This window comes from Streptomyces sp. NPDC031064 (assembly GCF_055570965.1).
Window position 1 is genome coordinate 272477 of record NZ_JBVIGF010000004.1, and the last position, 26888, is coordinate 299364.

General features: G+C 72.6%; 25 protein-coding genes. 14 read left to right on the forward strand and 11 right to left on the reverse strand.

Features of this window, described 5'->3' with window-relative positions:
• Positions 1 to 8: 8 nt before the first annotated feature.
• On the forward strand, positions 9 to 878 hold the full coding sequence (locus ACZ46W_RS16575; protein WP_468337664.1) for a hypothetical protein: 870 nt from the start codon (positions 9 to 11) through the stop codon (positions 876 to 878).
• Positions 879 to 930: 52 nt separating this feature from the next.
• On the forward strand, positions 931 to 1275 hold the full coding sequence (locus ACZ46W_RS16580) for a rhodanese-like domain-containing protein (RefSeq protein WP_468337667.1): 345 nt from the start codon (positions 931 to 933) through the stop codon (positions 1273 to 1275).
• Positions 1276 to 1525: 250 nt separating this feature from the next.
• On the opposite strand, the gene ACZ46W_RS16585 is transcribed toward ACZ46W_RS16580, so the two are convergent.
• The 6 genes from ACZ46W_RS16585 to paaA all read right to left on the reverse strand — a co-directional run bounded on the left by ACZ46W_RS16585 (position 1526) and on the right by paaA (position 6265).
• Complete coding sequence (locus ACZ46W_RS16585; RefSeq protein WP_468337670.1) at positions 1526 to 2659, reverse strand: acyl-CoA dehydrogenase family protein; 1134 nt, start codon at positions 2657 to 2659, stop codon at positions 1526 to 1528.
• A 75-nt stretch (positions 2660 to 2734) separates the two neighbouring features.
• On the reverse strand, positions 2735 to 3796 hold the full coding sequence (locus ACZ46W_RS16590) for a 2Fe-2S iron-sulfur cluster-binding protein (protein WP_468337673.1): 1062 nt from the start codon (positions 3794 to 3796) through the stop codon (positions 2735 to 2737).
• The gene (paaD, locus tag ACZ46W_RS16595) at positions 3797 to 4306 is read right to left on the reverse strand and encodes a 1,2-phenylacetyl-CoA epoxidase subunit PaaD (RefSeq protein WP_468337676.1); all 510 of its coding nucleotides are present in this window, start codon (positions 4304 to 4306) and stop codon (positions 3797 to 3799) included.
• Positions 4300 to 5031 (reverse strand): 1,2-phenylacetyl-CoA epoxidase subunit PaaC, encoded by a 732-nt coding sequence (paaC, locus tag ACZ46W_RS16600; protein WP_468337679.1) that lies wholly within the window; start codon positions 5029 to 5031, stop codon positions 4300 to 4302. Before paaC ends, paaD begins: the two co-directional genes overlap by 7 nt.
• The gene (gene paaB / locus ACZ46W_RS16605) at positions 5028 to 5315 is read right to left on the reverse strand and encodes a 1,2-phenylacetyl-CoA epoxidase subunit PaaB (RefSeq protein WP_468337682.1); all 288 of its coding nucleotides are present in this window, start codon (positions 5313 to 5315) and stop codon (positions 5028 to 5030) included. Before paaB ends, paaC begins: the two co-directional genes overlap by 4 nt.
• On the reverse strand, positions 5312 to 6265 hold the full coding sequence (gene paaA / locus ACZ46W_RS16610; RefSeq protein WP_468337685.1) for a 1,2-phenylacetyl-CoA epoxidase subunit PaaA: 954 nt from the start codon (positions 6263 to 6265) through the stop codon (positions 5312 to 5314). Before paaA ends, paaB begins: the two co-directional genes overlap by 4 nt.
• A gap of 118 nt (positions 6266 to 6383) precedes the next feature.
• Here paaA and ACZ46W_RS16615 point away from each other — a divergent pair, with 118 nt between their 5' ends.
• The 3 genes from ACZ46W_RS16615 to ACZ46W_RS16625 are packed head-to-tail and all read left to right on the forward strand — an operon-like array spanning position 6384 to position 9468.
• A complete protein-coding gene (locus ACZ46W_RS16615; protein ID WP_468337688.1) occupies positions 6384 to 7595 on the forward strand; it encodes a DUF5819 family protein in 1212 nt (403 codons plus the stop codon).
• Positions 7592 to 8815 (forward strand): HTTM domain-containing protein, encoded by a 1224-nt coding sequence (locus ACZ46W_RS16620; RefSeq protein ID WP_468337691.1) that lies wholly within the window; start codon positions 7592 to 7594, stop codon positions 8813 to 8815. Before ACZ46W_RS16615 ends, ACZ46W_RS16620 begins: the two co-directional genes overlap by 4 nt.
• On the forward strand, positions 8812 to 9468 hold the full coding sequence (locus ACZ46W_RS16625) for a TrmH family RNA methyltransferase (protein ID WP_468337693.1): 657 nt from the start codon (positions 8812 to 8814) through the stop codon (positions 9466 to 9468). Before ACZ46W_RS16620 ends, ACZ46W_RS16625 begins: the two co-directional genes overlap by 4 nt.
• A 36-nt stretch (positions 9469 to 9504) precedes the next feature.
• Here ACZ46W_RS16625 and paaN read toward each other — a convergent pair whose 3' ends face one another.
• Positions 9505 to 11199 carry a phenylacetic acid degradation protein PaaN gene (gene paaN, locus ACZ46W_RS16630; protein WP_468337696.1) on the reverse strand — a complete coding sequence of 565 codons (1695 nt, stop codon included), beginning with the start codon at positions 11197 to 11199 and terminating at the stop codon, positions 9505 to 9507.
• A 123-nt stretch (positions 11200 to 11322) separates the two neighbouring features.
• Here paaN and ACZ46W_RS16635 point away from each other — a divergent pair, with 123 nt between their 5' ends.
• Both ACZ46W_RS16635 and ACZ46W_RS16640 read left to right on the forward strand, forming a co-directional pair.
• The gene (locus tag ACZ46W_RS16635; protein ID WP_468337700.1) at positions 11323 to 12855 is read left to right on the forward strand and encodes a 3-hydroxyacyl-CoA dehydrogenase; all 1533 of its coding nucleotides are present in this window, start codon (positions 11323 to 11325) and stop codon (positions 12853 to 12855) included.
• Positions 12852 to 13445, forward strand: a complete 594-nt coding sequence (locus ACZ46W_RS16640; RefSeq protein ID WP_468337703.1) for a TetR/AcrR family transcriptional regulator — start codon at positions 12852 to 12854, stop codon at positions 13443 to 13445. The genes ACZ46W_RS16635 and ACZ46W_RS16640 overlap by 4 nt, the downstream gene beginning before the upstream one ends.
• Before the next feature lie 18 nt (positions 13446 to 13463).
• Here the strand turns inward: ACZ46W_RS16640 and ACZ46W_RS16645 are convergent, their stop codons facing one another.
• Positions 13464 to 13976 (reverse strand): Lrp/AsnC family transcriptional regulator, encoded by a 513-nt coding sequence (locus ACZ46W_RS16645; protein ID WP_468337706.1) that lies wholly within the window; start codon positions 13974 to 13976, stop codon positions 13464 to 13466.
• Positions 13977 to 14173: 197 nt separating this feature from the next.
• Between ACZ46W_RS16645 and pdhA the strand changes: the two genes are divergently transcribed.
• From pdhA to ACZ46W_RS16680, 7 genes are all read left to right on the forward strand, one after another.
• Positions 14174 to 15307, forward strand: coding sequence for a pyruvate dehydrogenase (acetyl-transferring) E1 component subunit alpha (gene pdhA, locus ACZ46W_RS16650; RefSeq protein ID WP_468337709.1), 1134 nt, complete (start codon positions 14174 to 14176; stop codon positions 15305 to 15307).
• Positions 15307 to 16332 (forward strand): alpha-ketoacid dehydrogenase subunit beta, encoded by a 1026-nt coding sequence (locus ACZ46W_RS16655; protein ID WP_468337711.1) that lies wholly within the window; start codon positions 15307 to 15309, stop codon positions 16330 to 16332. Before pdhA ends, ACZ46W_RS16655 begins: the two co-directional genes overlap by 1 nt.
• Complete coding sequence (locus ACZ46W_RS16660) at positions 16332 to 17789, forward strand: dihydrolipoamide acetyltransferase family protein (RefSeq protein WP_468337714.1); 1458 nt, start codon at positions 16332 to 16334, stop codon at positions 17787 to 17789. The genes ACZ46W_RS16655 and ACZ46W_RS16660 overlap by 1 nt, the downstream gene beginning before the upstream one ends.
• A gap of 114 nt (positions 17790 to 17903) precedes the next feature.
• Positions 17904 to 18953: an NTP transferase domain-containing protein gene (locus ACZ46W_RS16665; RefSeq protein ID WP_468337717.1), complete on the forward strand. Its 1050-nt coding sequence runs from the start codon at positions 17904 to 17906 to the stop codon at positions 18951 to 18953.
• A complete protein-coding gene (locus ACZ46W_RS16670; protein ID WP_468337720.1) occupies positions 18950 to 20230 on the forward strand; it encodes a molybdopterin molybdotransferase MoeA in 1281 nt (426 codons plus the stop codon). The genes ACZ46W_RS16665 and ACZ46W_RS16670 overlap by 4 nt, the downstream gene beginning before the upstream one ends.
• Positions 20231 to 20250: 20 nt before the next feature.
• Positions 20251 to 21309: a potassium channel family protein gene (locus ACZ46W_RS16675; RefSeq protein ID WP_468338775.1), complete on the forward strand. Its 1059-nt coding sequence runs from the start codon at positions 20251 to 20253 to the stop codon at positions 21307 to 21309.
• Positions 21310 to 21319: 10 nt separating this feature from the next.
• Entirely contained in the window at positions 21320 to 22297 is a 978-nt protein-coding gene (locus ACZ46W_RS16680) for an NAD(P)H-quinone oxidoreductase (RefSeq protein WP_468337723.1), read from the forward strand.
• A gap of 220 nt (positions 22298 to 22517) precedes the next feature.
• Here ACZ46W_RS16680 and ACZ46W_RS16685 read toward each other — a convergent pair whose 3' ends face one another.
• From ACZ46W_RS16685 to ACZ46W_RS16695, 3 genes are all read right to left on the reverse strand, one after another.
• Positions 22518 to 23066 (reverse strand): bacterial proteasome activator family protein, encoded by a 549-nt coding sequence (locus ACZ46W_RS16685; RefSeq protein ID WP_366128058.1) that lies wholly within the window; start codon positions 23064 to 23066, stop codon positions 22518 to 22520.
• 136 nt (positions 23067 to 23202) lie between these two features.
• Complete coding sequence (locus ACZ46W_RS16690; protein WP_468337727.1) at positions 23203 to 26067, reverse strand: FtsX-like permease family protein; 2865 nt, start codon at positions 26065 to 26067, stop codon at positions 23203 to 23205.
• Positions 26064 to 26819, reverse strand: coding sequence for an ABC transporter ATP-binding protein (locus tag ACZ46W_RS16695; RefSeq protein ID WP_468337730.1), 756 nt, complete (start codon positions 26817 to 26819; stop codon positions 26064 to 26066). The genes ACZ46W_RS16690 and ACZ46W_RS16695 overlap by 4 nt, the downstream gene beginning before the upstream one ends.
• Between the last annotated feature and the right edge of the window lie 69 nt (positions 26820 to 26888).

Below are 26888 nucleotides of genomic sequence, written 5' to 3' on the forward strand. Positions count from 1 at the left end.
CTGGTCGGGTGACGACCCCGAACGACGACGTGACCGGTGCTCCCACCCCCGACGCCGCCTCCGGCGCGGCTTCCGGCGCGGCTTCCGGCGCGGCCGACGAGGCCGAGCGCCCGGAGGCGCGGCTGGAACGAGCGGTGCGCGCGGCGGAACAGGCACTGATCGAGTTCGAGATCGCGGTGGAGACGTTCCGGGTGGAGGTGGAGAACTTCTCCCGGCTGCACCACCAGAAGCTCGGCCCGATGTACACACGGCTGGACGAGCTGGACGCGCTGATCGCGGAGGCCAGGGCCGCCCGTACCGGAGATCCGGAGGATGTGCGCAAGGCGCAGTCCGCGCGGGCGCTGGTGATGCCGATGCCGGGCGTCGACGAGCTGTTCGGCGACTGGATGGACTCCGACGGCCTGCCGCCCGAGGCCGCCGCGATGCTCACCGATCGGCAGGTGCAGCCGCCCCGGCGGGTGCGGCCCAGCGACGAGGCGCGCAAGCTGTACCGCGAGCTGGCCCGCAAGGCGCACCCCGACCTGGCGCGCGACGAGAAGGAGCGGGAGCGGCGCGAGGAGTTCATCACCCGCGTCAACGCCGCGTACGGGCGTGGGGACGAGGCCCTGCTGCGGGAGCTGTCCGAGGAATGGGCGGCGGGTCCGGCGCCGGCGGCCACACGGCTCAGCGAGAGCGAGGAGCTGTACGCCAGGCTCGAATGGCTGGCCCGGCGCAAGGAACTGCTGACCGTGGTCGCGCGGGACCTGGAGGACAGCGCGATCGGCGCGATGCTGCGGATGGCGCCCGACGACCCGGACCGGCTGCTGGAGGAGGTCGCCGAGCAACTGCTGGCGCAGGTCGCCGAGCGTGAGGCGGAGCTGGCCGCGCTTGTGCAGTAGCGTCGGAAGGTAGCCCCATCGACCAGCGCACCGACGAAAGAAGGCCTGATCCATGAACTTCGCACCGCTGCCCACCGTGGACGTCGCGTCCGTCCCGGCCGACGGGCTTGTGCTCGACGTCCGTGAGGCCGACGAGTGGGCGGCCGGGCACGTCGAGGGCGCCCTGCACGTGCCGATGAGCGACTTCGTGGCCCGGTTCGGTGAGGTGACCGAAGCGGTCGCCGACGGTCGCCGCGCCTACGTCATGTGCCGCGTCGGTGGCCGGTCGGCCCAGGTGACCCAGTACCTGGTCCAGCAGGGCATCGACGCCGTGAACATCGACGGCGGCATGCTCGCCTGGGAAGGCGCCGGCCGCCCCATCGTCACCGACAACGGCAGCCCGGCCTTCGTGCTCTAGCCGCGGGCGGTCGGCTGGTCGGTGGTCGGCTGGTCGGCTGGTCGGCTCGGTTGGGCGGGCGCGGTCGGTCGGTGCCTACGAGTGGGTGCGCGCGGTCGGCCGGTGCAGGGCGGGTGCGCGCGGTCGGCGGGGCGCGGTCGGCGAGGCGTTGGCGGGCTCGGTTGAGGGGTGCGCCGACCGGTGCGCTTGACCGCGGCGGGCGGCCGGCTCGGTCACGGGCGTGGGCGGCCGGTGGGGCCGAGCGGGGGCGTCAGGCCAGGGGGTGTGCGGCCAGGAGGTCGCCGAGGGTCTCCTCGTGGGCCGCGGCCGGGCCGAGTGAGAGTTCCAGGTGCTTGGCCCAGGCGTGGTAGCGGTGCAGGGGGTAGTCGGTGTCGGCGCCGAAGCCGCCGTGCAGGTGCTGGGCGGTCTGCACGACCCGCCGTACGCCTTCGGAGGCCCAGATCTTCGCCACCGCGATGTCCCCGGAGGCGGGCAGCGCCCCGGCGGCGCCGGAGCCGATCCGCCAGGCCGCCTGCCAGAGGGTGACCTCCATGGCGCGCAGGTCGATGTAACGGTCGGCGGCCTGGACGGCGACCGCCTGGAAGGTCGCGACCGGGAACCCGAACTGTTCCCGTTTGCCGGTGTACGCCGCGGTCATCGCGAGCACGGCCTCCCCGAGGCCCAGCGCCAGTGCGCACGTCCCGGTGGTGAGCAGTCCGCGCAGCCACTCCCAGGCGCCCTCGGCGTCGATCACCTCGGGGGCGGTGAGGCGCACGGAGTCGAGCCGTGCCTCGGCGAGCAGCTCGCCGTTCGTGGAGACCTGGTCGGCGAGGGTGAGCCCGTCGTGAGCGGGCGGCACCAGCGCGATGATCGTGCGGCCTTCGGGCGTGTGCGCCGGTATGGCGACACGGTCCGCGCACCGCGCCCACGGGACGCCCGTCTGCACCCCGTCGAGCACCCAGCAGTCACCGTCCCGGCGGGCCGTCACCGCGAGCTCAGCCGGGTCGTGGCCGCTGCGGCCGTTGGCGCCCACCGTGAGCACCAGGTCACCGCGGCCGACCCGGGGGAGCAGCTCGGCGGCCATGTCCGGGTCGCCGTGGCGGTCCAGGGTCATCGCGACCGCGCTGGTCTCCAGCAGCGGCACCCGGGCCAGCACCTTGGCCGACTCGCGCAGCACCAGGCAGAGCGCGATGGGGTCCAAGCCGGCGCCACCGTGCGCGGGCGCCAGCACCAGACTCAGCAGGTCCGCCGCCGCGAGCCTGGCCCACAGCGGCCGGTCGAACTCCTCGGCCACCGCGCCCGGCGTGAGCGCGGGGCTCGGTACGCCGTCGGGCGCGACGCCCGAGAAGACCGCCTTCGCCGCCTCGACCGCCGCCTGCTGCTCCTCGCTGAAGGTGAAGTCCACAGCCCTGCCCCTCCCGGCGCCGCTTCATCTGACGGAGCGTCAAGATAGAACAGGTTCTAGGGGAAGGGAATGGGCTCAGCGGTCGAAGTCGAGCTCCACCTCCGGTGTCACCGGGTGCGACTGGCAGGCCAGTACGTAACCGGCGTCGGTCTCCTCGCTCTCCAGCGCGTAGTTGCGGTCCATCCGCACCTCGCCGTTGACCAGGAACGCGCGGCACGTGCCGCAGACCCCGCCCTTGCAGGCGTAGGGCGCGTCCGCGCGGCTGCGCAGCACCGTCTCCAGCAGCGACTCCCCCTCGCGCACCGGCCAGGTGCCGGACCGGCCGTCGAGGGTCGCGGTGAGCGTGGCGTGCGCGGGTATCGCGGCCGCCCGTACGGCCACCGGCGCCGAACCGTCGTCCACGTGGAAGATCTCCTGGTGGATACGGGCCCGGTCCACGCCGAGCCCCCGCAGCGCCCGTTCGGCAGCCATGACCAGACCGAACGGACCGCAGAGGAACCAGCCGTCCACCTCGTCGACCCGCAGCAGCGCCGGCAGTAGCCCGGTCAGCCGTTCCTGGTCCAGCCGCCCGGACGGCAGTCCCGCCTGCTGCTCCTCCCGCGACAGCACGGTCACGAGCTGGAAGCGGTCGGGGAACCGGTCCTTGAGGTCGGCGACCTCCTCCAGGAACATCGTCGAGGCGGCCGTACGGTCACTGCGTATCAGGCAGAACCGGGCCTCCGGTTCGCGGGCCAGCAGCGTCGAGGCCATGGACAGCACGGGGGTGATCCCGCTGCCGCCCACGATCGCCGCGAAGGTCCCGGGCCGCGGACGCAGCAGGAACCGGCCCATCGGCTCCATGACCTCGACCGTGTCGCCGACCTGGAGCTCCTTGAGCGCGTACGTGGAGAACTCGCCGCCCTCCACCAGCCGGATGCCCACCCGCAGCACGGGGTCCTCGCCCTCGGGGGCGGCGGGTGAGCAGATCGAGTACGTACGGCGGATCTCCTCGCCGCTGGTGCTCTCGCGGCGCAGCGCGAGGTGCTGGCCGGGGATGTGGCGGAAGGCCTCGCTCAGCTCGGGCGGCACCTCGAAGGTGACGGCGACCGAGTCGTCCGTGAGCCGCTCGACCTCGCTCACGCGGAGCGGATGGAACATCTACAACTCCTTGAAGTGGTCGAACGGTTCGCGGCAGGCGGTGCAGCGGCGCAGCGCCTTGCAGGCGGTGGACGAGAAGCGGCTCAGCAGCTCGGTCTCGGTCGAGCCGCAGTGCGGGCAGCGGATGGCCAGCGTGACCGGCACCGGACCGGAGCCGGCGCCCTGGTGACGGGGCGGCGCTATGCCGAACTCGGCGAGCTTGCGGCGCCCCTCCGCGCTGATGTCGTCGGTCGACCAGGCGGGGGAGAGGACCGTGACGACCGAGACCTCCGCCATGCCGTGCTCGTGCAGTACGCGCTCGATGTCCGAGGACATCGCCTCGACGGCCGGGCAGCCGGTGTACGTCGGGGTCAACTCGACGCGGACCCGGCCGGGCGCGAGGACGTGCACCCCGCGCAGCACGCCGAGCTCCTCCAGCGTGAGGACGGGCAGCTCGGGGTCGGGCACCGAACCGGCCAGCCGGCTCAGCTCTTCCTCCAGCGCCGTCAACTCCGCCGTGCCGGTCACCATGACGCCCCCGGGTGGCTGCGGTGCAGGTGCTGCATCTCGGCGAGCATCCGGCCGAAGCTCTCGGTGTGCAGGCCCTGACGACCCGCACCGGCGCTCCACGCTCCCGTGCGGGGGCCGTCCGGGACGGTGAGCGTGGCCCGCTCCAGGACCGCCGTCACCGACGCCAGCCAGTCCGACTCGAGCTCCCGCCAGTCGACGTCCAGCCCCTCGACCGGCTGGAACAGCTCGCCCGTGAAGCGCCACAGCGCCGTGCAGGCCCGCTGCATCCGCTCGTGGCTCTCGGTGGTGCCGTCGCCCAGGCGCAGCGTCCACTGCTCGGCGTGGTCCTGGTGGTACGCGACCTCCTTGACCGCCTTGGCAGCGAGGCCGGTCAGCTCACCGCCGTCGGCGGCGCCGGCTGCCGCCAGGCGGCCGTACAGCAGCCGCTGGTAGGTGGAGAAGTACAACTGCCGGGCGATGGTGTGGGCGAAGTCGCCGTTCGGCTGCTCGACCAACTGGATGTTGCGGAACGCCCGCTCCTCGCGCAGGTAGGCCAGTTCGTCCTCGTCTCCGACGAGGGACAGCAGCACCCGCGCCTGGCCGAGAAGGTCCAGGGCGATGTTGGCCAGCGCGACCTCCTCCTCCAGGACAGGGGCGTGGCTGGCCCACTCCCCCAGCCGGTGCGACAGCACCAGTGCGTCGTCGCCGAGGGCGAGCGCGGCGGCGGTGCTCACGGTGGCGGTCACAGGTTCTTCACCCCCTCCGGGACCTCGTAGAAGGTCGGGTGCCGGTAGGGCTTGTCGGCGGCCGGCTCGAAGAACGGGTCCTTCTCGTCGGGCGAGGAAGCGGTGATCGCGGCGGACGGCACCACCCAGATGGAGACACCCTCACTGCGGCGGGTGTACAGGTCACGGGCGTTGCGCAGCGCCATCTGCGCGTCCGGCGCATGCAGGCTTCCCGCGTGCGTGTGGGACAGCCCGCGGCGCGAGCGCACGAACACCTCCCACAGCGGCCAGTCGCTGGTCGTCATGCCGTCGCCTCCCCGTGCTTGGCCGCGTACGCAGCCGCGGCCTCCCTGACCCAGGCGCCTTCCTCGTGGGCGCGGCGGCGCTGGGTGATGCGCTGTTCGTTGCAGGGCCCGTTGCCCTTGAGGACTTCCCAGAACTCGGTCCAGTCGATGGGACCGAAGTCGTAGTGCCCGCGCTCCTCGTTCCACCGGAGGTCCGGGTCGGGGAGGGTGAGGCCGAGCGTCTCCGCCTGGGGGACGCAGATGTCGACGAACCGCTGGCGCAGCTCGTCGTTCGAGTGCCGCTTGATCTTCCAGGCCATGGACTGCGCCGAGTGCGACGACTCGTCGTCCGGCGGGCCGAACATCATCAGCGACGGCCACCACCAGCGGTTCACCGCGTCCTGCGCCATCGCGTGCTGCTCGGGCGTCCCGCGCGAGAGGGCGAGGAGCGACTCGTACCCCTGGCGCTGGTGGAACGACTCCTCCTTGCAGATCCGGACCATCGCGCGGGCGTAGGGGCCGTAGGAGCAGCGGCACAGCGGCACCTGGTTGGTGATCGCCGCGCCGTCCACGAGCCAACCGATGGCGCCGACGTCGGCCCAGGTCAGCGTGGGGTAGTTGAAGATCGAGGAGTACTTCTGGCGGCCGGTGTGGAGCTTGTCCAGCAGCTCGTCACGGCCGGTGCCGAGGGTCTCGGCGGCGCTGTAGAGATACAACCCGTGCCCGGCCTCGTCCTGCACCTTGGCCATCAGGATCGCCTTGCGCCGGAGGGAGGGCGCGCGAGTGATCCAGTTCGCCTCCGGTTGCATGCCGATGATCTCGGAGTGGGCGTGCTGGGCGATCTGCCGGACGAGTGTGGCGCGATAGGCGTCCGGCATCCAGTCGCGCGGCTCGATCCGCTCGTCGGCGGCCACGGCGGCGTCGAACGCCGCCTCGTACGCCTCCTGCGTGTCCGCAGTCACTGCCGTCATCGGGCCCCCTACCGACCGATCGTTCGGTTGAATGACTTCAATGGTGAGTCGGCGGCCCGTATGGTGTCAACCCTGTGGATAACTCCGGCGGATCGATCGGGAACGGGGACGGGGCGGGATGGACTCGTACGACAAGGAGGCCGGTGGCCGCGCCCAGCGCGCCACCGACACGGAAGGCTCCGCCCCCGTGACCCCTCCGGCCACCCCTGAGCCCGCCCCCGCCTCCGGCCCGGAACCCAGCCCCGGACCGGCACCCGAGCCCCGGCCGGCACCCGCCCGCACATCCACCGCCCCCGACTACGCCGACCGGGCGAAGCCCGCCTCCGACGCCCCGTCGGCACCCGGTGCCGCAACGCCGGGCTCCGCGCACGGCCCGGACGCCGCCCCCGCGCCGGACGCCGTGACGGGCGCCTCCGCGCCGGGGAGTGGCACCGCGCCCGGTGCGGACGCCGCGCCGGTCGCCCCGTCGGGCGCCACCGCATCGGACGCCCCCGCATCGGGGAGCCGTCCCGGGAGCGGGGCGCGGGTGGCCGGGCCGTCCGGGGGTAGGCCGCGGTGGGCCGTCGGGGCTGTGGAGCGAGCCGACGACGAGCGGGCCGGGGAGCGGGCCGACCGGGAGCGGGAAGGGGCGCTGGCGGTCGGGGCGGACGGGGATCCGCCGGGGCCGGGCGTGGGGATAGCCGCACTGTCGTTGCCGTACCAGATCGTGGCGGCCGTCTCGCTCGCAGTCGTCGGGATGTTCGCCTGCGTCCATCTGGCGATGGCGTTCCTGCACGTCGCGCCCTCGAACACGCTCACCAAGCAGCACGGCGAGGCCGTGGACGACTGGGTCTTCCCCGAGTTCGAGCAGAACTGGAAGCTCTTCGCCCCCAACCCGCTCCAGCAGAACATCGCCGTCCACGCCCGCGCCGAGGTCGTCGGTGACGACGGCCGGCGCAGGACCACCGGGTGGTTCGACCTCAGCGGCGACGACGGCGAAGCGATCCGGGGCAACCCCCTCCCCAGCCATGTGAACCAGAACGAGCTCCGCAGGGGCTGGGACTTCTTCGTGAACTCGCACACCAACGACAACCGCCCCAACGGCCTTCGCGGTCAGCTCTCCGAGCGCTACATCCGGCGCATCGCCATGCTGCGGCTCGAAGGGCACCAGCTCGGCGGCAGGATCGAGCGCATACAGCTCCGCTCGGTCACGCGGGGCGTGGAGGCTCCCGTCTGGAGTGACGAGAAGACCGACACCCGGCCCTACTACCGGGTCCTCCCGTGGTGGACCGTGACCGCCGCCGACCTGCCCGGTGGTGTCGACGGCGGCCGTACGGAGGCGGACAAGTGAGCCAGAGCAGCACCCCCGTCCGCGCCTCCGCCCGCACCCGTACCGAGCCGCTCGACCGCCGGCTCGCCCGCGCCATCCAGCGGGTCACCGGCGCGGCCCTCGGCCCGTACCAGACCGCCGTCGTACGCATCGGCTTCGCCGCCGCCTGGCTGCTGTTCCTGCTGCGCGAGTTCCCCCACCGCCATGAGCTGTACGGGCCGGACGGCCCCTGGGCGTGGGACATGGGCCAGCAGCTCATCGCGAACAACCATGCCTTCACGGTCCTGATGTGGTCGGACAGCGCCCTGTGGTTCGAGGCCGTGTACGCGCTCGCCGTGCTGTCCAGCGCCCTGCTGCTGATCGGCTGGCGCACCCGCACCATGTCGGTGCTCTTCATGGTGGGCGTGCTCTCCCTCCAGAACCGCTCCATCTTCATGGGCGACGGCGGCGACAACGTCATCCACCTGATGGCCCTCTACCTCGTGCTGACCCGGTGCAGCCAGGTCTGGTCCCTCGATGCCCGCCGGGCGGCCCGCCCGGAGCCCCGGCGGGATGTGCTCGGGCCCGTGCTGTGGGGTGTGCTGGCGTTCGGGCTGGTGGCGGCGACGCTGTTCATCGACCGGACCGGCGAGATGTGGCTGCTGGTACTGCTGTGGCTGCTGTGGGCGGCGCAGGGGCTGTGGTGGCTGGTGTGCCGGTACGCGCCCGGTCAGCCGCGGGTCCTGGCCGACGTCCTCGCCAATCTCGTCCACAACGCCGCGCTCGCCGTGATCATGGCCGAGGTGTGCCTGATCTACGCCACGGCCGGCTGGTACAAGATCCAGGGGTCGCGCTGGCAGGACGGCACGGCGCTGTACTACCCGCTCAAGCTGGACTACTTCACCCCATGGCCGTTCCTGTCCGATCTGCTGGCCGCCAGCGGCGTGATGGTCATGGTGCTGACGTACGGCACGGTGATCGTGCAGGTCGCCTTCCCCTTCACCTTGTTCAACCGGCGGGTCAAGAACGTCCTGCTGGTGGCGATGATGCTGGAGCACGCGGGCATCGCGCTGCTGCTGGGCCTGCCGTTCTTCTCGCTGGCCATGATCGCGGCCGACGCCGTGTTCCTGCCGACCGTCTTCCTGGTCTGGCTGGGCGCCCGGGTCCGGCGCGGCCGGGATCGGCTGCTGTCGCGCACCGGGGAGGTGCCGGAACAGCGGCCCGTCACCGAGGAGCCCGCCCCCCGTACCCTCGTGGGGTGAGCAGCGAGACCCCACTCCAGTACGACGACGGTTACGGCCCCGAGATCGGCGTCGGCCCGCACCCCCGGCCGTGGCCGGAGGACGAGCGGTACGACCCCGAGCTGCTCGCCGAGGGCGACCGGCGCAATGTCGTGGACCGCTACCGGTACTGGAGGCGCGAGGCGATCGTCGCCGACCTGGACACCCGGCGCCATGATTTCCACGTGGCGGTGGAGAACTGGGGCCACGACTTCAACATCGGCTCCGTCGTCCGGACCGCCAACGCCTTCCTGGCGAAGCAGATCCACATCGTGGGCCGGCGGCGCTGGAACCGGCGCGGTGCCATGGTCACCGACCGGTACCAGCACGTCCGCCACCACCCGGACACCGAGTCGCTGACCGCCTGGGCGGACGCCGAGGGGCTGCCGATCATCGGGATCGACAACCTCCCCGGCGCCGTGCCGCTGGAGCGGACCGAGCTGCCGCGCCGCTGCGTGCTGCTGTTCGGGCAGGAGGGCCCGGGCCTCACGGAGGAGGCCCGCAAGCACGCGGCGATGGTCTGCTCGATCGCCCAGTTCGGCTCCACCCGGTCGATCAACGCGGGCGCCGCCGCGGCGATCGCCATGCACGCCTGGGTGCAGCGGTACGCGGAGATCTCCGAGCCGGAGGCCTGACCCGAACGCCTGACGCGGGGGCCTGACCCGGTGCCCTTACGCCGGGCGGCGCACCTCCACCACCCGGAAGCGGTTGGCCACGAACGCGCTGTCGCACAGGGCGGCGTTCGCCGCCGGGTTGCCGCCCGAGCCGTGGAAGTCGGAGAACGCCGCGGTCTGGTTGACGTACACCCCGCCCGTCAGGTTCAGCGACAGTTGCGCGGACTCCTCCAGGCAGACCTCCTCGACGGAGCGCTCGACGTCCGACGAGGTCGTGTACGCGCCGACGGTCATCGCGCCCTTCTCGCGGACCGTGCGCCGCAGCAGCTCCAGCGCGTCGGTGGTCGATTCGACCGAGACGGCGAAGGCGACGGGCCCGAAGCACTCGGACATGTACGCCGCTTCCGCGTCCGGCTTGGAGCCGTCGAGCTTGACGATGACGGGCGTGCGGACGACGGCCCCGGGGAAGTCGGGGTTGGTGACCTCGCGCGAGGCCAGCGCGACCTCGCCGAGCCCGGCGGCCGCCTCCAGGCGGGCCTTCACATCGGGGTTGACGATGGCGCCGAGCAGCGCGTTCGCCCGGGCGTCGTCGCCGAGCAGACCATTCATCGCGCCCGCGAGGTCGGCGACCACCTCGTCGTACGACTTGGGCCCGGCGTCCGTCGTGATGCCGTCGCGGGGGATCAGCAGGTTCTGCGGGGTGGTGCACATCTGGCCGCTGTAGAGGGACAGCGAGAAGGCCAGGTTCGACAGCATGCCCTTGTAGTCGTCCGTGGAGTCGATGACGACGGTGTTGACGCCGGCCTTCTCGGTGTAGACCTGCGCCTGGCGGGCATTGGCCTCCAGCCAGTCGCCGAAGGAGGTCGAGCCGGTGTAGTCGATGATCCGGATCTCGGGGCGGACGGCCAGCTCCTTGGCGATGCCCTCGCCCGGCCGCTCGACGGCCAGCGCGACCAGGTTCGGGTCGAAGCCCGTCTCGGCCAGCACCTCGCGCGCCACCCGTACCGTCAGCGCCAGGGGGAGCACGGCGCGCGGGTGCGGCTTGACCAGGACGGGGTTGCCGGTGGCCAGGGAGGCGAACAGACCCGGGTAGCCGTTCCAGGTCGGGAAGGTGTTGCAGCCGATCAGCAGCGAGATGCCGCGCGGCACGGGGGTGAACGCCTTGCGCAGCTCCAGCGGGTCACGCTTGCCCTGCGGCTTGGACCAGTCGGCCACCATCGGGGTGCGGACCTGCTCCGCGTACGCGTACGCCACCGCCTCCAGGCCGCGGTCCTGCGCGTGCGGCCCGCCCGCCTGGAACGCCATCATGAACGCCTGTCCGCTGGTGTGCATCACCGCGTGCGCGAACTCGTGCGTACGGGCGCTGATGCGGGCCAGGATCTCCAGGCAGACCAGCGCGCGGGTCTCGGGCCCGGCATCCCGCCAGGCGCCCATGCCCGCGCGCATGGCGGGCAGCAGGACATCCACGTCGGCGTGCGGGTACTCGACTCCGAGCTCCGGGCCGTACGGCGAGACCTCGCCGCCCGTCCAGCCGTCCGTGCCCGGCTGGTCCAGCTCGAAGCGGGCGCCGAGGGTGGCCTTGTGGGCTTCGAGGCCGTCGGCGGCGCTCAGCGAGCCGTTCTCCCCGTACGCCTTCGGGTGCTCGGGGTGCGGGGACCAGTAGGCCCGGGTGCGGATGGCTTCGAGGGCCTGTTCCAGCGTGGAGCGGTGCCTCTCGGTCAGGTGGTCGGTGGTGAGCTGAGCGGCGGCCATGGCGGACCAACTCCTCGTCGAGCTGGGCAGGGACAGGCGGACAGAGCTAGAGTAACCGAACGATCGGTCGGGACAAGGGGGCCTCCCGAACCTGTGGACAACTCATCGGGGAGGATCACTGTCATGACCGACAACATGGCCATCGAGCGCAGCCGCACCGTCGCGGTCGTCGGCACCGGCACCATGGGCCAGGGCATCGCCCAGGTCGCGCTGGTCGCGGGCCATCCCGTACGCCTCCACGACACCGTGCCCGGCCGCGCCGAGCAGGCCGCCGAAGCCATCGCCGGACGGCTCGACCGGCTCGTCGAAAAGGGCCGGATGTCGCCGGAGGACCGCGACGCGGCCACCGGGCGGCTTCATGTGGCGGACGGCCTCGACGGCCTCGCCGACGCCGCCCTCGTGATCGAGGCGATCGTCGAGCGGCTCACGGTCAAGCAGGAGCTCTTCGCCGAGCTGGAGAAGATCGTCGCGGACGACTGCCTGCTCGCCACCAACACCTCCTCCCTCTCCGTCACCGCCATCGCCGGGGCGCTGCGCCTGCCCGGCCGGTTCGTCGGACTGCACTTCTTCAACCCGGCGCCCCTGCTCCCGCTCGTCGAGGTCGTCAGCGGCTTCGCCACCGACGAAACCGCCGCCACGCGCGCGTACGCCACCGCCAAGGAGTGGGGCAAGACGCCGGTGCGCTGCGCCGACACCCCCGGCTTCATCGTCAACCGCATCGCCCGCCCCTTCTACGCGGAGGCGCTGCGCCTGTACGAGGAGCGGGCCGCCGACCCGGCCACGATCGACGCCGTCTTCCGTGAGAGCGGCGGGTTCCGGATGGGGCCCTTCGAGCTGACCGACCTGATCGGACAGGACGTCAACGAGGCGGTGACCCGGTCCGTGTGGGAGGCCTTCCACCAGGACCCCAAGTTCACCCCGTCCCTCGCCCAGCGGCGCCTGGTCGAGTCCGGGCGCCTGGGCCGCAAGACCGGCCAGGGCTGGTACGCGTACACCGAAGGCGCCGAGCGGCCGCGGCCCCGCACCGAGGAGCCCGCCGCCGCGCCGGCGTCGGTCACCGTCCACGGCCACCTGGGTCACGCCGAGCCGCTCGTCGGCATGATGGAACAGGCCGGCATCAAGGTGCGTCGCCGCAAGCACGGCAGGCACCTCACCCTTCCGGGCGGCGGACAGCTCTGCCTCGCGGACGGCGAGACCGCCTTCGAGTACGCGGGCGACGAGATCGTCTATTTCGACCTCGCCCACGACTACACGACCGCCACTCGCATCGCCCTGTCGACCAGCGCCGGCACCTCGGCCGAGACCCTCCAGGAGGCCGTCGGCCTCTTCCAGGCGCTCGGCAAGGACGTCTCCGTGATCGGCGACGTCCCCGGCATGATCGTCGCCCGTACCGTGGCCATGCTGGTCGACCTCGCCGTGGACGCCGTCGACCGTGGCGTCGCCACAGCCGAGGACATCGACACGGCCATGCGCCTCGGCGTCAACTACCCGGCCGGCCCCCTGGAGTGGGCGGCACTGCTCGGCTACGAGTACGTCGGCGACGTGCTGCGCGCCCTGCACGAGCGTTACCCCACCGGCCGCTACGCCCCCTGCCTCGGCGTCGTCCGCAAGGACCACGAGGAGAGGGCCGCCATGAAGGACCAGGACAGCCGATGACCACCGCCAAGCGCGACACGTACACCCCCGAGACGCTGCTCTCCGTCGCCGTCCGCGTCTTCAACGAGCGCGGCTACGACGGCACCTCCATGGAGCACCTCTCCAAGGCGGCCGGTATCTCCAAGTCCTCGATCTACCACCACGTCGCGGGCAAGGAGGAGCTGCTGCGGCGCGCCGTCAGCCGGGCGCTCGACGGCCTGTTCGCGGTCCTCGACGAGCCCGGCGCCGCGCGTGGACGGGCCATCGAGCGGGTCGAGTACGTCACCCGGCGCACCGTCGAGGTCCTGATGGACGAACTGCCGTACGTAACGCTGCTGCTGCGCGTACGCGGCAACACCAAGACCGAGCGCTGGGCCCTGGAGCGCCGCCGCGAGTTCGACCACCGGGTCGCCGACCTGCTCAAGGCGGCCGCCGCCGACGGCGACCTGCGCGCCGATGTCGACATACGGCTGGCCACCCGGCTGCTCTTCGGCATGGTCAACTCGCTGGTGGAGTGGTACCGGCCGCAGCCGGGCGGCGACGCCGAGCGCCGGCAGGTCGTCGACACCGTCGTCCACCTGGCCTTCGACGGGCTGCGCAAGGCCCCCTAGACCGGCCTGGACCGGCCTTCAGATCTCGTCCGGCGCGATCCGCCGGTTGAGGTCCGTCTCCTCGAAGACCAGCAGCGTGCGGGTGGAGAGCACCTCCGGGATCGCCTGGAGCTTGGTCAGGACCAGTTCGCGCAGCGTGCGGTTGTCCGGCGTGTGCACCAGCAGCAGCACGTCGAAGTCCCCGCTGACCAGGGCGATGTGCGCTGCTCCCGGGAGGGCCTGGAGCTGCTCGCGGACCGTGCGCCAGGAGTTCTGCACGATCTTGAGCGTGATGTACGCGGAGGCGCCCTGCCCCGCCCGCTCGTGGTTGACGCGTGCGCTGAAGCCGCGGATCACCCCGTCCTCGATGAGCCGGTTGATCCGCGCGTAGGCATTGGCCCGTGACACATGGACACGGTCGGCCACGGAACGTATCGAGGCGCGGCCATCCGTTTGGAGGATGCGGAGGATGTCGCGGTCGATCGCGTCGAGCGGCCGGGGCGGCGCCTCGTGCTCGACGCCCGGCTGCCCCTGGTCCCTGCCGTCGGCCATTTGTTCAGCTCCCATGCCCCCCCGCCTCTCATCCATGGACGACCTGCCTCTATCCCAGGCTGTGGAGAACCGTTTGTCCACAGGCTGATGGTGCCTGTAGCCAAAATGCCGCCACGACCGAACAATCGGTAGGTGAGGCGCGTCACAGGCGACGCTCCCTTCGGGTCTTATGCCCGCTCCCACGAGGAGGTGCTGTCATGACGGTCCAAGAGCTGCCAGGTGCGGCCTCTTACCGGCCCACCCCGCCCCCGGCGTGGAAGCCGCGCACCGACCCCGCACCACTGCTCCCGGACCCCGAGCCGTACCGGGTACTGGGCACGGAAGCCGCGGCCGGCTTCGCGCCCGAGCTGCTGCGCCGGCTCTACGCCGAGCTGGTGCGCGGCCGCCGGTACAACGCGCAGGCGACGGCCCTCACCAAGCAGGGCAGGCTGGCGGTCTACCCGTCGACCACCGGCCAGGAGGCGTGCGAGATCGCCGCCGCCCTGGTGCTGGAGGACCGTGACTGGCTCTTCCCGTCGTACCGCGACACCCTCGCCGCCGTGGCACGCGGCCTGGACCCCGTACAGGCCCTGACCCTGCTGCGGGGCGACTGGCACACCGGGTACGACCCGCACGAGCACCGCGTCGCGCCGCTGTGCACCCCGCTCGCCACCCAGTTGCCGCACGCCGTGGGCCTCGCGCACGCGGCCCGCCTCAAGGGCGACGACGTGGTGGCGCTCGCCATGGTCGGCGACGGCGGCACCAGCGAGGGCGACTTCCACGAGGCGCTGAACTTCGCGGCGGTCTGGCAGGCCCCGGTCGTCTTCCTCGTGCAGAACAACGGCTTCGCGATCTCCGTCCCGCTCGCCAAGCAGACCGCGGCGCCTTCCCTGGCCCACAAGGCCGTCGGGTACGGGATGCCGGGCCGGCTCGTCGACGGCAACGACGCGGCGGCCGTGCACCAGGTGCTCTCCGAGGCGGTCGCCCGCGCCCGGCGCGGCGGCGGACCGACCCTCGTGGAGGCCGTGACGTACCGCATCGACGCCCACACCAACGCCGATGACGCCACCCGGTACCGGGGCGACAGCGAGGTCGAGGCGTGGCGGGAGCACGACCCGATCAAACTGCTGGAGCGCGAGCTGACCGAGCGCGGTCTGCTCGACGAGGACGGGATACGGCAGGCCGCCGAGGACGCCGAGGCGATGGCGGCGCGGCTGAGGGAACGGATGAACGCGGACGCCGAGCTCGACCCGATGGACCTGTTCGCGCACGTGTACGCCGAGCAGACGGCACAACTGCGGGAGCAGGCCGCCCAACTGCGCGCCGAGCTGGACGCCGAGGGTGATGCGTGATGACGACCGTGGCAAAGGCGGCGACCAAGCCCGCCACCAAGCCGGCCACCATGGCGCAGGCGCTCCAGCGCGCCATGCGCGACGCGATGGCCGAGGACCCGTCCGTCCACGTCATGGGAGAGGACGTCGGCACGCTCGGCGGCGTCTTCCGGGTCACCGACGGGCTCGCCAAGGAGTTCGGCGAGGACCGCTGCACGGACACCCCGCTCGCCGAGGCGGGCATCCTCGGCACGGCCGTCGGCATGGCGATGTACGGGCTGCGGCCGGTCGTCGAGATGCAGTTCGACGCCTTCGCCTACCCGGCGTTCGAGCAGCTCATCAGCCATGTCGCGCGGATGCGCAACCGCACGCGGGGCGCGATGCCGCTGCCGATCGTGGTGCGCGTGCCCTACGGCGGCGGAATCGGCGGCGTCGAGCACCACAGCGACTCGTCCGAGGCGTACTACATGGCGACTCCGGGGCTCCATGTCGTCACGCCCGCGACCGTCGCCGACGCCTACGGGCTGCTGCGGGCGGCCATCGCCTCCGACGACCCGGTCGTCTTCCTGGAGCCCAAGCGGCTGTACTGGTCGAAGGCCGAGTGGTCGCCTGACGCGCCCGACCAGGTCGAGCCGATAGGGCGCGCGGTGGTGCGGCGCACGGGCCGCAGCGCCACGCTCATCACCTACGGGCCGTCCCTGCCGGTGTGCCTGGAGGCCGCCGAGGCCGCCCAGGCGGAGGGCTGGGACCTGGAGGTCGTCGACTTGCGGTCGCTGGTGCCGTTCGACGACGAGACGGTCTGCGCGTCGGTACGGCGCACGGGGCGCGCGGTCGTCGTCCACGAGGCGTCCGGTTTCGGCGGACCGGGTGGGGAGATCGCCGCGCGGATCACGGAGCGGTGCTTCCACCATCTGGAGGCGCCGGTGCTGCGGGTGGCCGGGTTCGACATCCCCTACCCGCCGCCGATGCTGGAACGGCACCACCTGCCGGGAGTGGACCGGATCCTGGACGCGGTGGCCCGGCTCCAGTGGGAGGCGGAGAGCTGATGGCCCAGGTTCTGGAGTTCAAGCTGCCTGACCTCGGTGAGGGCCTCACCGAGGCGGAGATCGTGCGCTGGCTGGTGAACGTCGGGGACGTCGTCACCGTCGACCAGCCGGTCGTCGAGGTCGAGACGGCCAAGGCCATGGTCGAGGTGCCGTGCCCCTACGGGGGCGTGGTGACCGCGCGGTTCGGTGAGGAGGGTACGGAACTACCGGTCGGCTCCCCCCTGTTGACGGTGGCGGTGGGTGCGACGACGGCGGCCAACGGCTCGGCGCCGGACACGGCGTCCGGCCCGTCGGGCGCGTCGTCCGCGGCCGGATCGCCGCGCGGGGCCGAGTCGGCCGACCCGGCCGGGGAGGGCTCCGGGAACGTCCTCGTCGGGTACGGCACCGGCGCCCCGGCGGCGCGGAGGCGGCGGGTGCGGCGGGAGACGCCCGCACCGGCGACTTCGGCGGCACCCGTGCCATCGGCGGCCGGTCCGGCGACGGCACAGGCGCACCCGCCGGTGAACGCGGCACCGGTGAGTCACGCGCCGGTGAGCCACGCGCCCGTGGCTCCCGTGCCTGCGGACGGGCCCGTGCCGGTGATCTCGCCGCTCGTGCGGAAACTGGCCCGGGAAAAGGGCGTCGACCTGCGCCAGTTGCGGGGCTCCGGGCCCGACGGGCTGATCCTGCGGGCGGACGTGGAGCGGGCGGTGGCGACCCCGGCGGCCGCGACCCACGTGGCCGCGGCCACCGCGACGGCCACTCCCGCGCGGGCGGTCCCCGCCGGTGCGGGTGAGCGGGTGCCGCTGCGTGGCGTACGCGGCGCGGTCGCCGACAAGCTGTCCCGCAGCCGGCACGAGATCCCCGACGCGACGTGCTGGGTCGACGCGGACGCGACCGAGCTGATGGCCGCGCGTGCCGCGATGAACGCCGCCGGGGGCCCGAAGGTCTCCCTGCTGGCCCTCCTCGCCCGGATCTGCACCGCCGCGCTCGCACGCCACCCGGAGCTCAACTCCACGGTGGACATGGCCAACCGGGAGATCGTGCGCCTGCCCGAGGTGCACCTGGGCTTCGCGGCCCAGACCGACCGCGGTCTGGTCGTCCCCGTCGTCCGCGACGCGCACAGCCGGACGGCGGAGTCCCTGTCGGCGGAGTTCGCCCGGCTGACGGAGGCCGCCAGGGCAGGGACGCTGACGCCCGCCGAGCTGACGGGCGGGACGTTCACGCTGAACAACTACGGCGTGTTCGGGGTCGACGGTTCGACGCCGATCATCAACCACCCCGAGGCGGCGATGCTGGGCGTCGGCCGGATCGTCCCCAAGCCGTGGGTGCACCAGGGCGAGCTGGCCGTCCGGCAGGTCGTCCAACTGTCGCTGACCTTCGACCACCGGGTGTGCGACGGCGGGACGGCGGGCGGGTTCCTCCGGTACGTGGCCGACTGCGTGGAGCATCCGGCGGTGCTGCTGCGCACGCTGTGACAGCCACAGCCGCGTAGGACCACGACAGCGGTGCCGACCCGGGGGCCGGGGCCATGCCAGGGCCCCGGCCGCCCCGGGGGTGGGCGGCAGAGCCCGCCTGGGGATACTGGTGGCGTGACCCCATTTGACGTCGTCGTGCTCGCCGGGGGTGCCGCCAGGCGGCTCGGTGGCGTGGACAAGCCCGGCGTGAGTGTCGGCGGGCGTGCCCTGCTGGACCGGGTGCTGGGCGCCTGCCGCGAGGCCGGACGAGCCGTGGTCGTGGGCGGCCGGCGGGCCACCGCGCGTCCCGTGGTGTGGGCGCGCGAGGAGCCGCCCGGGAGCGGACCGCTGGCCGCGCTCGCGGCCGGAGTACGGCACGTCGAGGCGGACACGGTGGTCGTCCTGAGCGGCGACCTGCCGTTCCTCCGGGGCGGCGGCGTACGGACGTTGGTCGACGCGCTGGCGGGCGGGACCGCCGAGGGCGTGCTGTCCGTGGACCCCGACGGGCGGGACCAGCCGCTCGTCGCCGCGTACCGCACCGAGCCGCTGCGCCGTGAACTCGCCCTCCTGGCAGCCGAGCACGGCAACCTGACCGGGCTGCCGCTGCGTCTGCTCGTGCAGGAGCTCGACCTGCTCCGGATCCCGTCCGACCCGCTCGCCTCCTTCGACTGCGACACCTGGGAGGACATCGCGACGGCCCGGGCCACGATCAGGGAGCATGGGAACGTGCTGGACGAATGGATCACCGCAGTCAAGGACGAGCTCGGCATCGAGCTGGACGTCGACACCGGCGTCCTGCTCGACCTGGCCCGCGACGCCGCGCACGGCGTCGCCCGGCCCGCCGCGCCGCTCACCACCTTCCTGGTCGGTTACGCGGCCGCCCAGGCCGCCGGGAACGGCCCCGAGGCCGTCTCCGCGGCCGTCGCTGAAGCGGCACGCAAAGCCTCCGCCCTCGCCGACCGCTGGGCGAACGAGGCCGACAGCGGCAACGGCGAGGTGCCCGGCAACGGGACCGGCAAGGTGACCGACAGGCCCAGCGCCGAAACCAGCAACCGGCCCAGCGCCGAAGCCGGCAAGGAACCCAGCGCCGAAACCGGCAACAGCCCCGGCGCCGAAACCGGCAACAGCAGCGGGCTCGGCCCCGGAACCGGCAACGGAACCGACAGCGGGACCGGCGCGGGATGACCGACCCGGACGTCGACGGCGTCGAAGAAGCCCTCGCCCTGGTGGGGCCACCAGCCCGGAAGCCGGAGCCGCACCGGGCCACGCCCTGGGGCGAGGCCCGGGCCGTGGCCGCACGCCTGGGCGCGCCACGCCCCACCCGGACCCGGCGCGTGGCGCTCGGGCAGGCGCTGGGCGGTGTCCTCGCCGAGCCGCTGGCCGCGCTCACCGACCTGCCGTCCTTCGACACCTCCGCCATGGACGGCTGGGCCGTCGCGGGCCCCGGCCCCTGGCAGATCCACGAAGGCGGCTCCGTCCTCGCCGGCCACGCCGAGACGCCCCCGCTCCCCGACGGCGAGGCGGTACGGATCGCCACCGGCGCCCGCGTCCCGCCCGACGCCACCGCCGTGATCCGCAGCGAGCACGCCCGTACGGACGCGACGGGCCATCTGCACGCCCAGCGAGAGGTGACCCACGGGCAGGACATCCGCCCGCGCGGCCAGGAGTGCCGCTCGGGCGACCAACTGCTGCCCGCCGGAACACCCGTCACGCCCGCCGTCCTCGGGCTGGCCGCGGCCGCCGGGTACGACGAGCTGCACATCGTCGAACGGCCCAGGGTCGACGTCCTGGTGCTCGGCGACGAGCTCCTGACAGCCGGGCTCCCGCACGACGGGCTCATCCGCGACGCCCTCGGCCCCATGCTCGCGCCCTGGCTGCGCGCGCTCGGCGCGGACGTGGGCGAGACCCGGCGCATCGGGGACGACGCCGACGCGCTGTACGCGGCGGTGACCGAGTCGAAGGCGGACGTGGTGATCACCACCGGAGGCACGGCGGCCGGTCCCGTGGACCACGTCCACCCCGTGCTGCGCAAGGCGGGAGCCGAGCTCCTGGTCGACGGCGTGAAGGTCCGCCCCGGCCATCCGATGCTGCTCGGGCGCCTGACCCCGGCCACCTACCTGGTCGGCCTGCCCGGCAACCCGCTGGCGGCCGTCTCCGGGCTGCTCACCCTCGCCGAGCCGCTGCTCCGCGGCCTCGCGGGGCGACGGGCCCCGGAGCCGTACCGGGCCGCCGTACGGGACGGGGTGCAAGGCCACCCGCACGACACCCGTCTCGTACCCATCGCGCGCCCAGCGGGCGCCGGGCATGTCGTACCGCTGCACTACAACGGGCCGGCCATGCTGCGGGGGATCGCGGCGGCGGACGGGCTCGCGGTCGTCCCGCCCGGTGGTGCCGGCGCCGGTGACGTCCTGGAGATCCTCGACCTGCCCTGGGCGGCGAGCACCGAGGGGTGTTTCACGTGAAACTTCCTGGCCAGGACGTGATGGCCCGCCGCGCCGAAGAGCATCTCGTGGGCGGCCAGGTCAGACTGCCGAACCCGATCCTCCAACGGCCACTGCGGCAAGTGGGCGTACGCCTGCTGATGGCGCTGACCGTTCTCGCGCTGACCGTCGTCATCGTCTTCGTCGACCGCGGCGGCTACCACGACAACGCCGACGAGACCGTCGACCTCCTCGACGCCATCTACTACGCGACCGTGACCCTGTCGACGACGGGGTACGGCGACATCGTTCCGCACAGCGACAGCGCGCGGCTGGTGAACGTGCTGCTGGTGACGCCGCTGCGCGTGCTGTTCCTGATCATCTTGGTCGGTACCACCCTTGAGGTCCTCACCCAACGGACACGCGAGGAGTGGCGGCTCAACCGCTGGAGGTCCACCTTGCGCGACCACACCGTCATCATCGGCTTCGGTACGAAGGGCCGGTCGGCGATCCAGACGTTGTGCGCCACCGGCCTCAAGCGGGACCAGATCGTCATCGTCGACCCGAGCAGCAAGGTCATCGAGACGGCGAACGCGGACGGGTTCACGGGCGTGATCGGTGACGCGACCCGCAGCGATGTGCTGCTGCGCGCGGAAGTGCAGCGCGCCCGGCAGATCGTCATCGCGACCCAGCGCGACGACACCGCGGTCCTCGTCACACTGACGGCCCGCCAGCTCAACCGCGGCGCGAAAATCGTCGCGGCGGTACGGGAAGAGGAGAACGCCCCGCTGCTGCGCCAGTCCGGCGCGGACGCCGTGATCACGAGCGCGAGCGCGGCGGGCCGGCTGCTGGGCCTGTCCGTGCTGAGCCCCAGTGCGGGCACGGTGATGGAGGACCTGATCCAGCAGGGCAGCGGGCTCGACCTGGTCGAACGGCCGGTCATAAAGGCCGAGGTGGGCAAGAACGTGCGCGAGACGGACGACCTGGTGATCAGCGTGCTGCGCGGCCACCGGCTGCTCGGCTACGACGATCCGGCGGCCAGCCCGCTGCAGTTGACGGACCGTCTGATCACGATCGTACGGGCGACGAACGTGCCGCCGCTGAGCACACCGCCGGAGTAGCCTCGCGGCCATGCATGCGATCACGATTCCCGAACCCGGTGGCCCCGAGGCGCTCGTCTGGGCCGAGGTGCCCGATCCCGTGCCCGGCGAGGGCGAGGTCCTCGTCGAGGTAGCGGCGAGTGCCGTCAACCGTGCCGATCTCCTGCAACGGAAGGGCTTCTACAACCCGCCGCCCGGCGCGTCCCCGTACCCGGGCCTCGAATGCTCCGGCCGTATCGCGGCCCTCGGGCCGGGCGTGGGCGGCTGGGCCGTCGGCGACGAGGTGTGCGCGCTGCTGGCGGGCGGTGGCTACGCCGAGAAGGTCGCCGTACCGGTGGGGCAACTGCTGCCCGTGCCCGACGGCGTGGACCTGGTGACGTCGGCGGCGCTGCCCGAGGTGACCGCCACGGTGTGGTCGAACGTGTTCATGGTGGCGCACCTGCGGCCGGGCGAGACGTTGCTGGTGCACGGCGGCGCCAGCGGCATCGGCACGATGGCCATCCAGCTCGCCAAGGCCGTGGGCGCCCGGGTCGCGGTGACGGCCGGAAGCCCGGAGAAACTGGCGCGCTGCGCCGAACTGGGCGCGGACATCCTGATCGACTACCGCGAGCAGGACTTCGTCGAGGAGCTGCACAAGGCGACGGACGGGGCCGGAGCGGACGTCATCCTCGACATCATGGGCGCCAAGTACCTGGAGCGGAACGTGAAGGCGCTCGCCGTGAACGGGCGCCTCGCGGTGATCGGTCTCCAGGGCGGGCGCAAGGCCGAGCTGGACCTGGGCGCCCTGCTGAACAAGCGCGCGGCGGTGACGGCGACGTCGCTGCGGAAGCGGCCGCTGGACGAGAAGGCGGCGATCATCGCGGCCGTACGCGAGCACGTGTGGCCGCTGATCGGCGCGGGCTCGGTCCGCCCGGTGGTGGACCGCACCTACCCCATGCGGGAGGCTTCGGAGGCCCACCGGACGCTGGAGGCCGGCTCCCACGTCGGCAAGGTCCTGCTGGTCCCGTAGACCGCGTGGACGTGTGACCGCGTGACTGCGTCACCGGGTGGGCGCGTGACCGCGTGACCGCGTGACCGCGTCACCGCGTGATCGGGTGGCCGTGCGGTGGCGGGGCCATGCGGCGCCGGCGCCCGCCCTGGCCTCGCCGTCACCATCGCCCGGGGCCCGGCACACCCACCGTGTGCCGGGCCCCGGGCGCGGTCACCGCGCTGAAGGCTGCCGCTACGGACTACAGGTACGGGCCCGAACGGGTGGCGCCGTGGCCGCGTCCGCGCTCGTCGTCGTCATCGGTCGGCGCACCGGGGGGCAGCGCCCGGCGCATCTGCTCCAACTGGGCGCGGGCGGCCATCTGCTGGGCGAACAGTGCCGTCTGGATACCGTGGAACAGGCCCTCCAGCCAGCCCACCAACTGGGCCTGCGCGATGCGCAGTTCCGCCTCGGAGGGGATGGCCTCGTCGGTGAACGGGAGGGAGAGCCGTTCGAGTTCCTCCACCAGCTCGGGAGCCAGGCCGTCCTCCAGCTCCTTCACCGAGCTGGCGTGGATCTCCTTCAGTCGTACCCGGCTGGCCTCGTCGAGAGGCGCCGCGCGGACTTCTTCCAGAAGCTGCTTGATCATGCTGCCGATGCGCATGACCTTCGCAGGCTGTTCGACCATTTCCGTCACCGGGACCTCGCGCGACTCGTCGTCACCGTCACCGCCGCCGAGCGCCATGCCGTCCTGTCCTACGACCAGGATCTGGGGGTTCTCATGCGACCGTTCATTCCTCGGCATCTCCATGCCAGCCATTCTCTCGCACAGATGCGTCACCACGGGGTCTGCCCCCGTACGTGGGTGATCCACCCTCGTACGGGGGCACAACCGTCCCGGCAGTTCCTCTTACGCCGGTCTCTTACCCCGCCTCTTACGTCGCCTCTTACGTCGCCGCGCGGCGGGCCATGGCCCCGCGCGAGCGCGTCACCAGGGCGGCGAGGAGCGCGGCCCCCAGCGGGACGGCGACCAGCAGGGCGCCCAGCGTCTCCCACGGGATGATGATCGGCACGTGGGGCATGTCCAGCGAGGCGCCCTGGTCCAGTGCCTCCTGGTACCAGTGCATCTCCTGGCGCCGCTCGGTCAGCCGCAGCCCGATCGCCGGCAGGACACCCGCCGCCGAACCGAGCAGTACACCCATCACGGCGACCACCCCGCACTGGAAGCCGCTCAGCGTACGCCGAACGCGCGGCGGCGCGCCCACCGCGGCCAGTGTCTTCAGATCGGCCTCCGCGTCGGCCTGGGCGAGACCGGTGGCGATACCGGCCGCGCCGATGGTGATCAGCCCGGCGAAGACGGTCAGGGCCAGCAGCACGATGCTGTTCTCATTGACGAAGCCCTCCTCCAGGTGGAGTTCGGCGGAGGCGCCCGTCGCCGCGAGGTCGGCGTCGAGCTTCTGGCGCTGCTCCGTGCTCGGCATGCTGTCCGTCGAGAAGAACGCGCCGAGCGGCGCCGTGGTCATGCCGGCGGCCTTGGCGGCGGCCGGCGGCACGATGCCCGACAGGCCGTACGCCTCGGTGCCCCGGGCCGGCTGGTAGGCGTCGAACGCCGTGACCTTGCCCGGCGCCGGCTTGCCCTTGGCCATGGCTTCCTCGGCCTTGACGGAGTCGCTGATCAGCTTGATCCCCACCTTGCCGCCGGCGTCGACCAGGACCCGGGAGAAGACCACGACCTTGCCGTCGGCCAGTGCCTTCTCCGCCGCCGCGTCCTTGATCCCCAGTACCTTCAGCAACGTGCCGTCACCGACGACCAATCCGCTCTCGGTGTAGCGCATGTCCGGCGATTCCTTGCAGCGCCAGTCCTCGGAGAGCTTGCGGCGCTCCTCCTTGGTGAACTTCTCCGCCGGATCGGAACCGTCGGGCGTGGTGGCCCACAGCGGGCACATGTTCGCCTTGGGGATGACGAGCTCGTGGCTGCCGCAGCCCTCGCCCCGCCCGTACATCTCGCAGGTGGCCTTGCCGACCACGATGCGGTCCACATCCGCCCGTACGTCGATGGGCAGGTTCTTCTGCACGGCGTCGCGCACGGCGGGGACGTCCCGGCCGCCGCCTTCCCTCACCAGGACGGAGACCGCCCCGTGCGGGAGCTGCGCCTCGTACGCCGCCCTCCGTTGGGCCTCGCTGCTCACCTCGTAGGTGGCCACGGCGACCGTGCCCGCGACCGCGGCCAGCACGGCGGCGACGGCGGGAGCCGTACGCCCACGGTTGCGCACCGCGTCCCGCAGCGCCAGGCGCGGCGAGAGCGGCAGCCAGCGGCCGGTGCGGCCGAAGAGGCCCACCAGGGCGGGGGTCATCGCGACGACACCCAGCTCGGCGATGGCGCTGCCGCCCGCCACGATGACGAACTGGTCCGAGAACACCGACCCGTACAGCGCGATCGCGGCGCCCAGCAGAACGGCGATCAGGCCCACGATCGGCAGCACCCGGCTGCTGCGGCGCACCCCTCGGCGGCCGGTGAGCGAGGCGAGGACGGTCTGACGGGACGCGGTGACGGCCGGCACGACCGCGGCCAGCAGGCCGGTCAGCACGGCCAGCAGCCCGATACCGAGCAGCTCCAGGGGCCGGATGTCGAAGGCGCCGAAGCGCTGGCCCATGTAGTCCTCCAGCACTGGCTGGAGCACGAGGGTGAGAACCAGTCCGAGCACCGTGCCGACCACGGCCGCGGCCACGCCGATCACCAGGCCACCGGCCAGGACGATTGCCCGGATGTGCCGGCGGTCACCACCGTTGGCACCGACCAGCCCCAACTGGCGCCGCGAGCGGCGGGCACCGACGGCGAAGGCGGGACCCGCGAGCAGACAGATCTCCAGCATGGCCAGCCCGACGACGGTTCCGGCGGCGGCGAGTGCGGCGGCCTTGGCGGCCGCGCTGTCGCCGTAGTTGCCCCAGCCGTCCTGCTGGAACAGCGGTACGTCGGAATCGGCCGGCGGGTCGAGCGCGACCGCACGCGACTTCACCGCGACGCCCTTGGCGTTGGCCTCCTTGACCATGTTCCACGTGAAACCGTCCGCACCCGCCGAACGAGGCAGGGTCAGCAGATGGGTCGTGCTCGTGTTCGTGCCGGGCATCCCGGCCGCTTCCATCGCCTTGTCCAGCGGCGGCAGGAAGGCGCCGGGCAGCGCGTTGACCTGGTCGGTCTTGAGGTGGTCGGGCAGCTCGTAGGAGCCGACGATCCGGTACTCGCGGTCAAGGCCGCGCGCGGTCAGGGTGGAGCCGATCCCGAGCCCGCTGGACTCCAGGAAGTGCGTGGTCGCGGCGACCTCGTCGGCCTTCTGGGGGAACCGGCCGTCCCGGAGGGTCATGATGCCCTTGGCCATCGGGTCGGTCGCCTTGAGCTCCCGGATCTCCGTCTGGAGCAGACCGTGGGCGGTGCGCAGCTTCCCGGCCCCGACCGAGTCCGTGAGAACCGTCGAGCCCGCCGGGAAGACCTTTGTGACGTCCGTCTTGCCCTCGGGCCACGGCTTGTCGCTGAAGTCGCCCACCGGAGTGGTGGCGTCGTCCACCGGGTGCTGGTAGATCGGCACACCGCCGTAACCGGAGTCGACGATCCGCGCGTCGGCGGCACCGATCGAGCGGGCCAGCCGCTCCTCGGTGGACAACTCCGAGCTGCGCAGCGTCAGATCGGCCGCGCTCACGCCCAGGATCGGCAGGGCGATCATCGCGAGGACGAGGAAACTGCGGCCCTTGTAGCGCCAGGCGTCGCGGCGGGCGATGCGCACCGCGGCACGCCATGAGTGGAACCAGTTGATCACCGCTCGGCCGCCTGGCCCGTGAGCAGGGAGTCCGCGTCGCTGCGCATGGTCTGGTCGACCACGGCGCCGTCACGGAGGAACACCACACGGTCGGCCCACGCGGCGAACCGGGGCTCGTGGGTGACCAGGACGCCCGCCGCGCCCTTGTCGCAGCGGGCGCGCAGCAGCGCGAGCACGGACTCGCCGGTCTCGGAGTCGAGGGCGCCGGTGGGCTCGTCGGCGAGGACCAGCCGCCGGTCGCCGACCAGGGCCCGGGCTATCGCCACGCGCTGCTGCTGACCGCCGGACATCTCGTCGGGGAACCGGTCGGCGAGGTGCCGGAGGTCCATCTCCTCCAGCGCGGCGACGGCCTCGGCACGCGCCTTGCGGGCGGACACGCCGTCGAGTTCACGGGGCAGGGCGATGTTCTCGGCGGCGGTGAGCGCCGGGATGAGGTTGTAGTCCTGGAAGACGTACCCGATGCTGCGGCGGCGCAGGGCGGCGAGGGTCTTGCGGTCGGCGGCGGTGATGTCGGTGTTCTCCACGATCACCCGGCCCGAGCTGGGGGTGTCGAGGCCGCCCGCGATCGTGAGCAGCGTGGACTTGCCGGAGCCGGACGGGCCCATGACGGCGACCAGTTCACCGGGGAAGACGTCGAGGTCGATGCCGCGCAGCGCGTGCACCTCGGTGGCTCCGGAGCCATGGACACGGGTCAGGTTCTGGAGTTGCAGGACGGGCTGCTGGGGCTGGCGTGATGGCGGTGACGATGACATGGGTGGGGTCCCCCTTGACGTACGCGTGCGGCGACAGGCGTACGGAGCGGATGTGTACGGGATGGTGGG

Excerpts from the sequence above, each read along its gene's own strand:
- ACZ46W_RS16580 (WP_468337667.1), top strand. The coding sequence starts at position 931 with ATGAACTTCGCACCGCTGCCCACCGTGGACGTCGCGTCCGTCCCGGCC.
- ACZ46W_RS16590 (WP_468337673.1), bottom strand. The coding sequence starts at position 3,796 with ATGTTCCATCCGCTCCGCGTGAGCGAGGTCGAGCGGCTCACGGACGAC.
- paaD (WP_468337676.1), bottom strand. The coding sequence starts at position 4,306 with ATGGTGACCGGCACGGCGGAGTTGACGGCGCTGGAGGAAGAGCTGAGC.
- paaB (WP_468337682.1), bottom strand. The coding sequence starts at position 5,315 with ATGACGACCAGCGACTGGCCGCTGTGGGAGGTGTTCGTGCGCTCGCGC.
- paaA (WP_468337685.1), bottom strand. The coding sequence starts at position 6,265 with ATGACGGCAGTGACTGCGGACACGCAGGAGGCGTACGAGGCGGCGTTC.
- ACZ46W_RS16615 (WP_468337688.1), top strand. The coding sequence starts at position 6,384 with ATGGACTCGTACGACAAGGAGGCCGGTGGCCGCGCCCAGCGCGCCACC.
- paaN (WP_468337696.1), bottom strand. The coding sequence starts at position 11,199 with ATGGCCGCCGCTCAGCTCACCACCGACCACCTGACCGAGAGGCACCGC.
- ACZ46W_RS16635 (WP_468337700.1), top strand. The coding sequence starts at position 11,323 with ATGACCGACAACATGGCCATCGAGCGCAGCCGCACCGTCGCGGTCGTC.
- ACZ46W_RS16640 (WP_468337703.1), top strand. The coding sequence starts at position 12,852 with ATGACCACCGCCAAGCGCGACACGTACACCCCCGAGACGCTGCTCTCC.
- ACZ46W_RS16645 (WP_468337706.1), bottom strand. The coding sequence starts at position 13,976 with ATGGCCGACGGCAGGGACCAGGGGCAGCCGGGCGTCGAGCACGAGGCG.
- pdhA (WP_468337709.1), top strand. The coding sequence starts at position 14,174 with ATGACGGTCCAAGAGCTGCCAGGTGCGGCCTCTTACCGGCCCACCCCG.
- ACZ46W_RS16655 (WP_468337711.1), top strand. The coding sequence starts at position 15,307 with ATGACGACCGTGGCAAAGGCGGCGACCAAGCCCGCCACCAAGCCGGCC.
- ACZ46W_RS16660 (WP_468337714.1), top strand. The coding sequence starts at position 16,332 with ATGGCCCAGGTTCTGGAGTTCAAGCTGCCTGACCTCGGTGAGGGCCTC.
- ACZ46W_RS16670 (WP_468337720.1), top strand. The coding sequence starts at position 18,950 with ATGACCGACCCGGACGTCGACGGCGTCGAAGAAGCCCTCGCCCTGGTG.
- ACZ46W_RS16675 (WP_468338775.1), top strand. The coding sequence starts at position 20,251 with ATGGCCCGCCGCGCCGAAGAGCATCTCGTGGGCGGCCAGGTCAGACTG.
- ACZ46W_RS16680 (WP_468337723.1), top strand. The coding sequence starts at position 21,320 with ATGCATGCGATCACGATTCCCGAACCCGGTGGCCCCGAGGCGCTCGTC.
- ACZ46W_RS16685 (WP_366128058.1), bottom strand. The coding sequence starts at position 23,066 with ATGGAGATGCCGAGGAATGAACGGTCGCATGAGAACCCCCAGATCCTG.
- ACZ46W_RS16695 (WP_468337730.1), bottom strand. The coding sequence starts at position 26,819 with ATGTCATCGTCACCGCCATCACGCCAGCCCCAGCAGCCCGTCCTGCAA.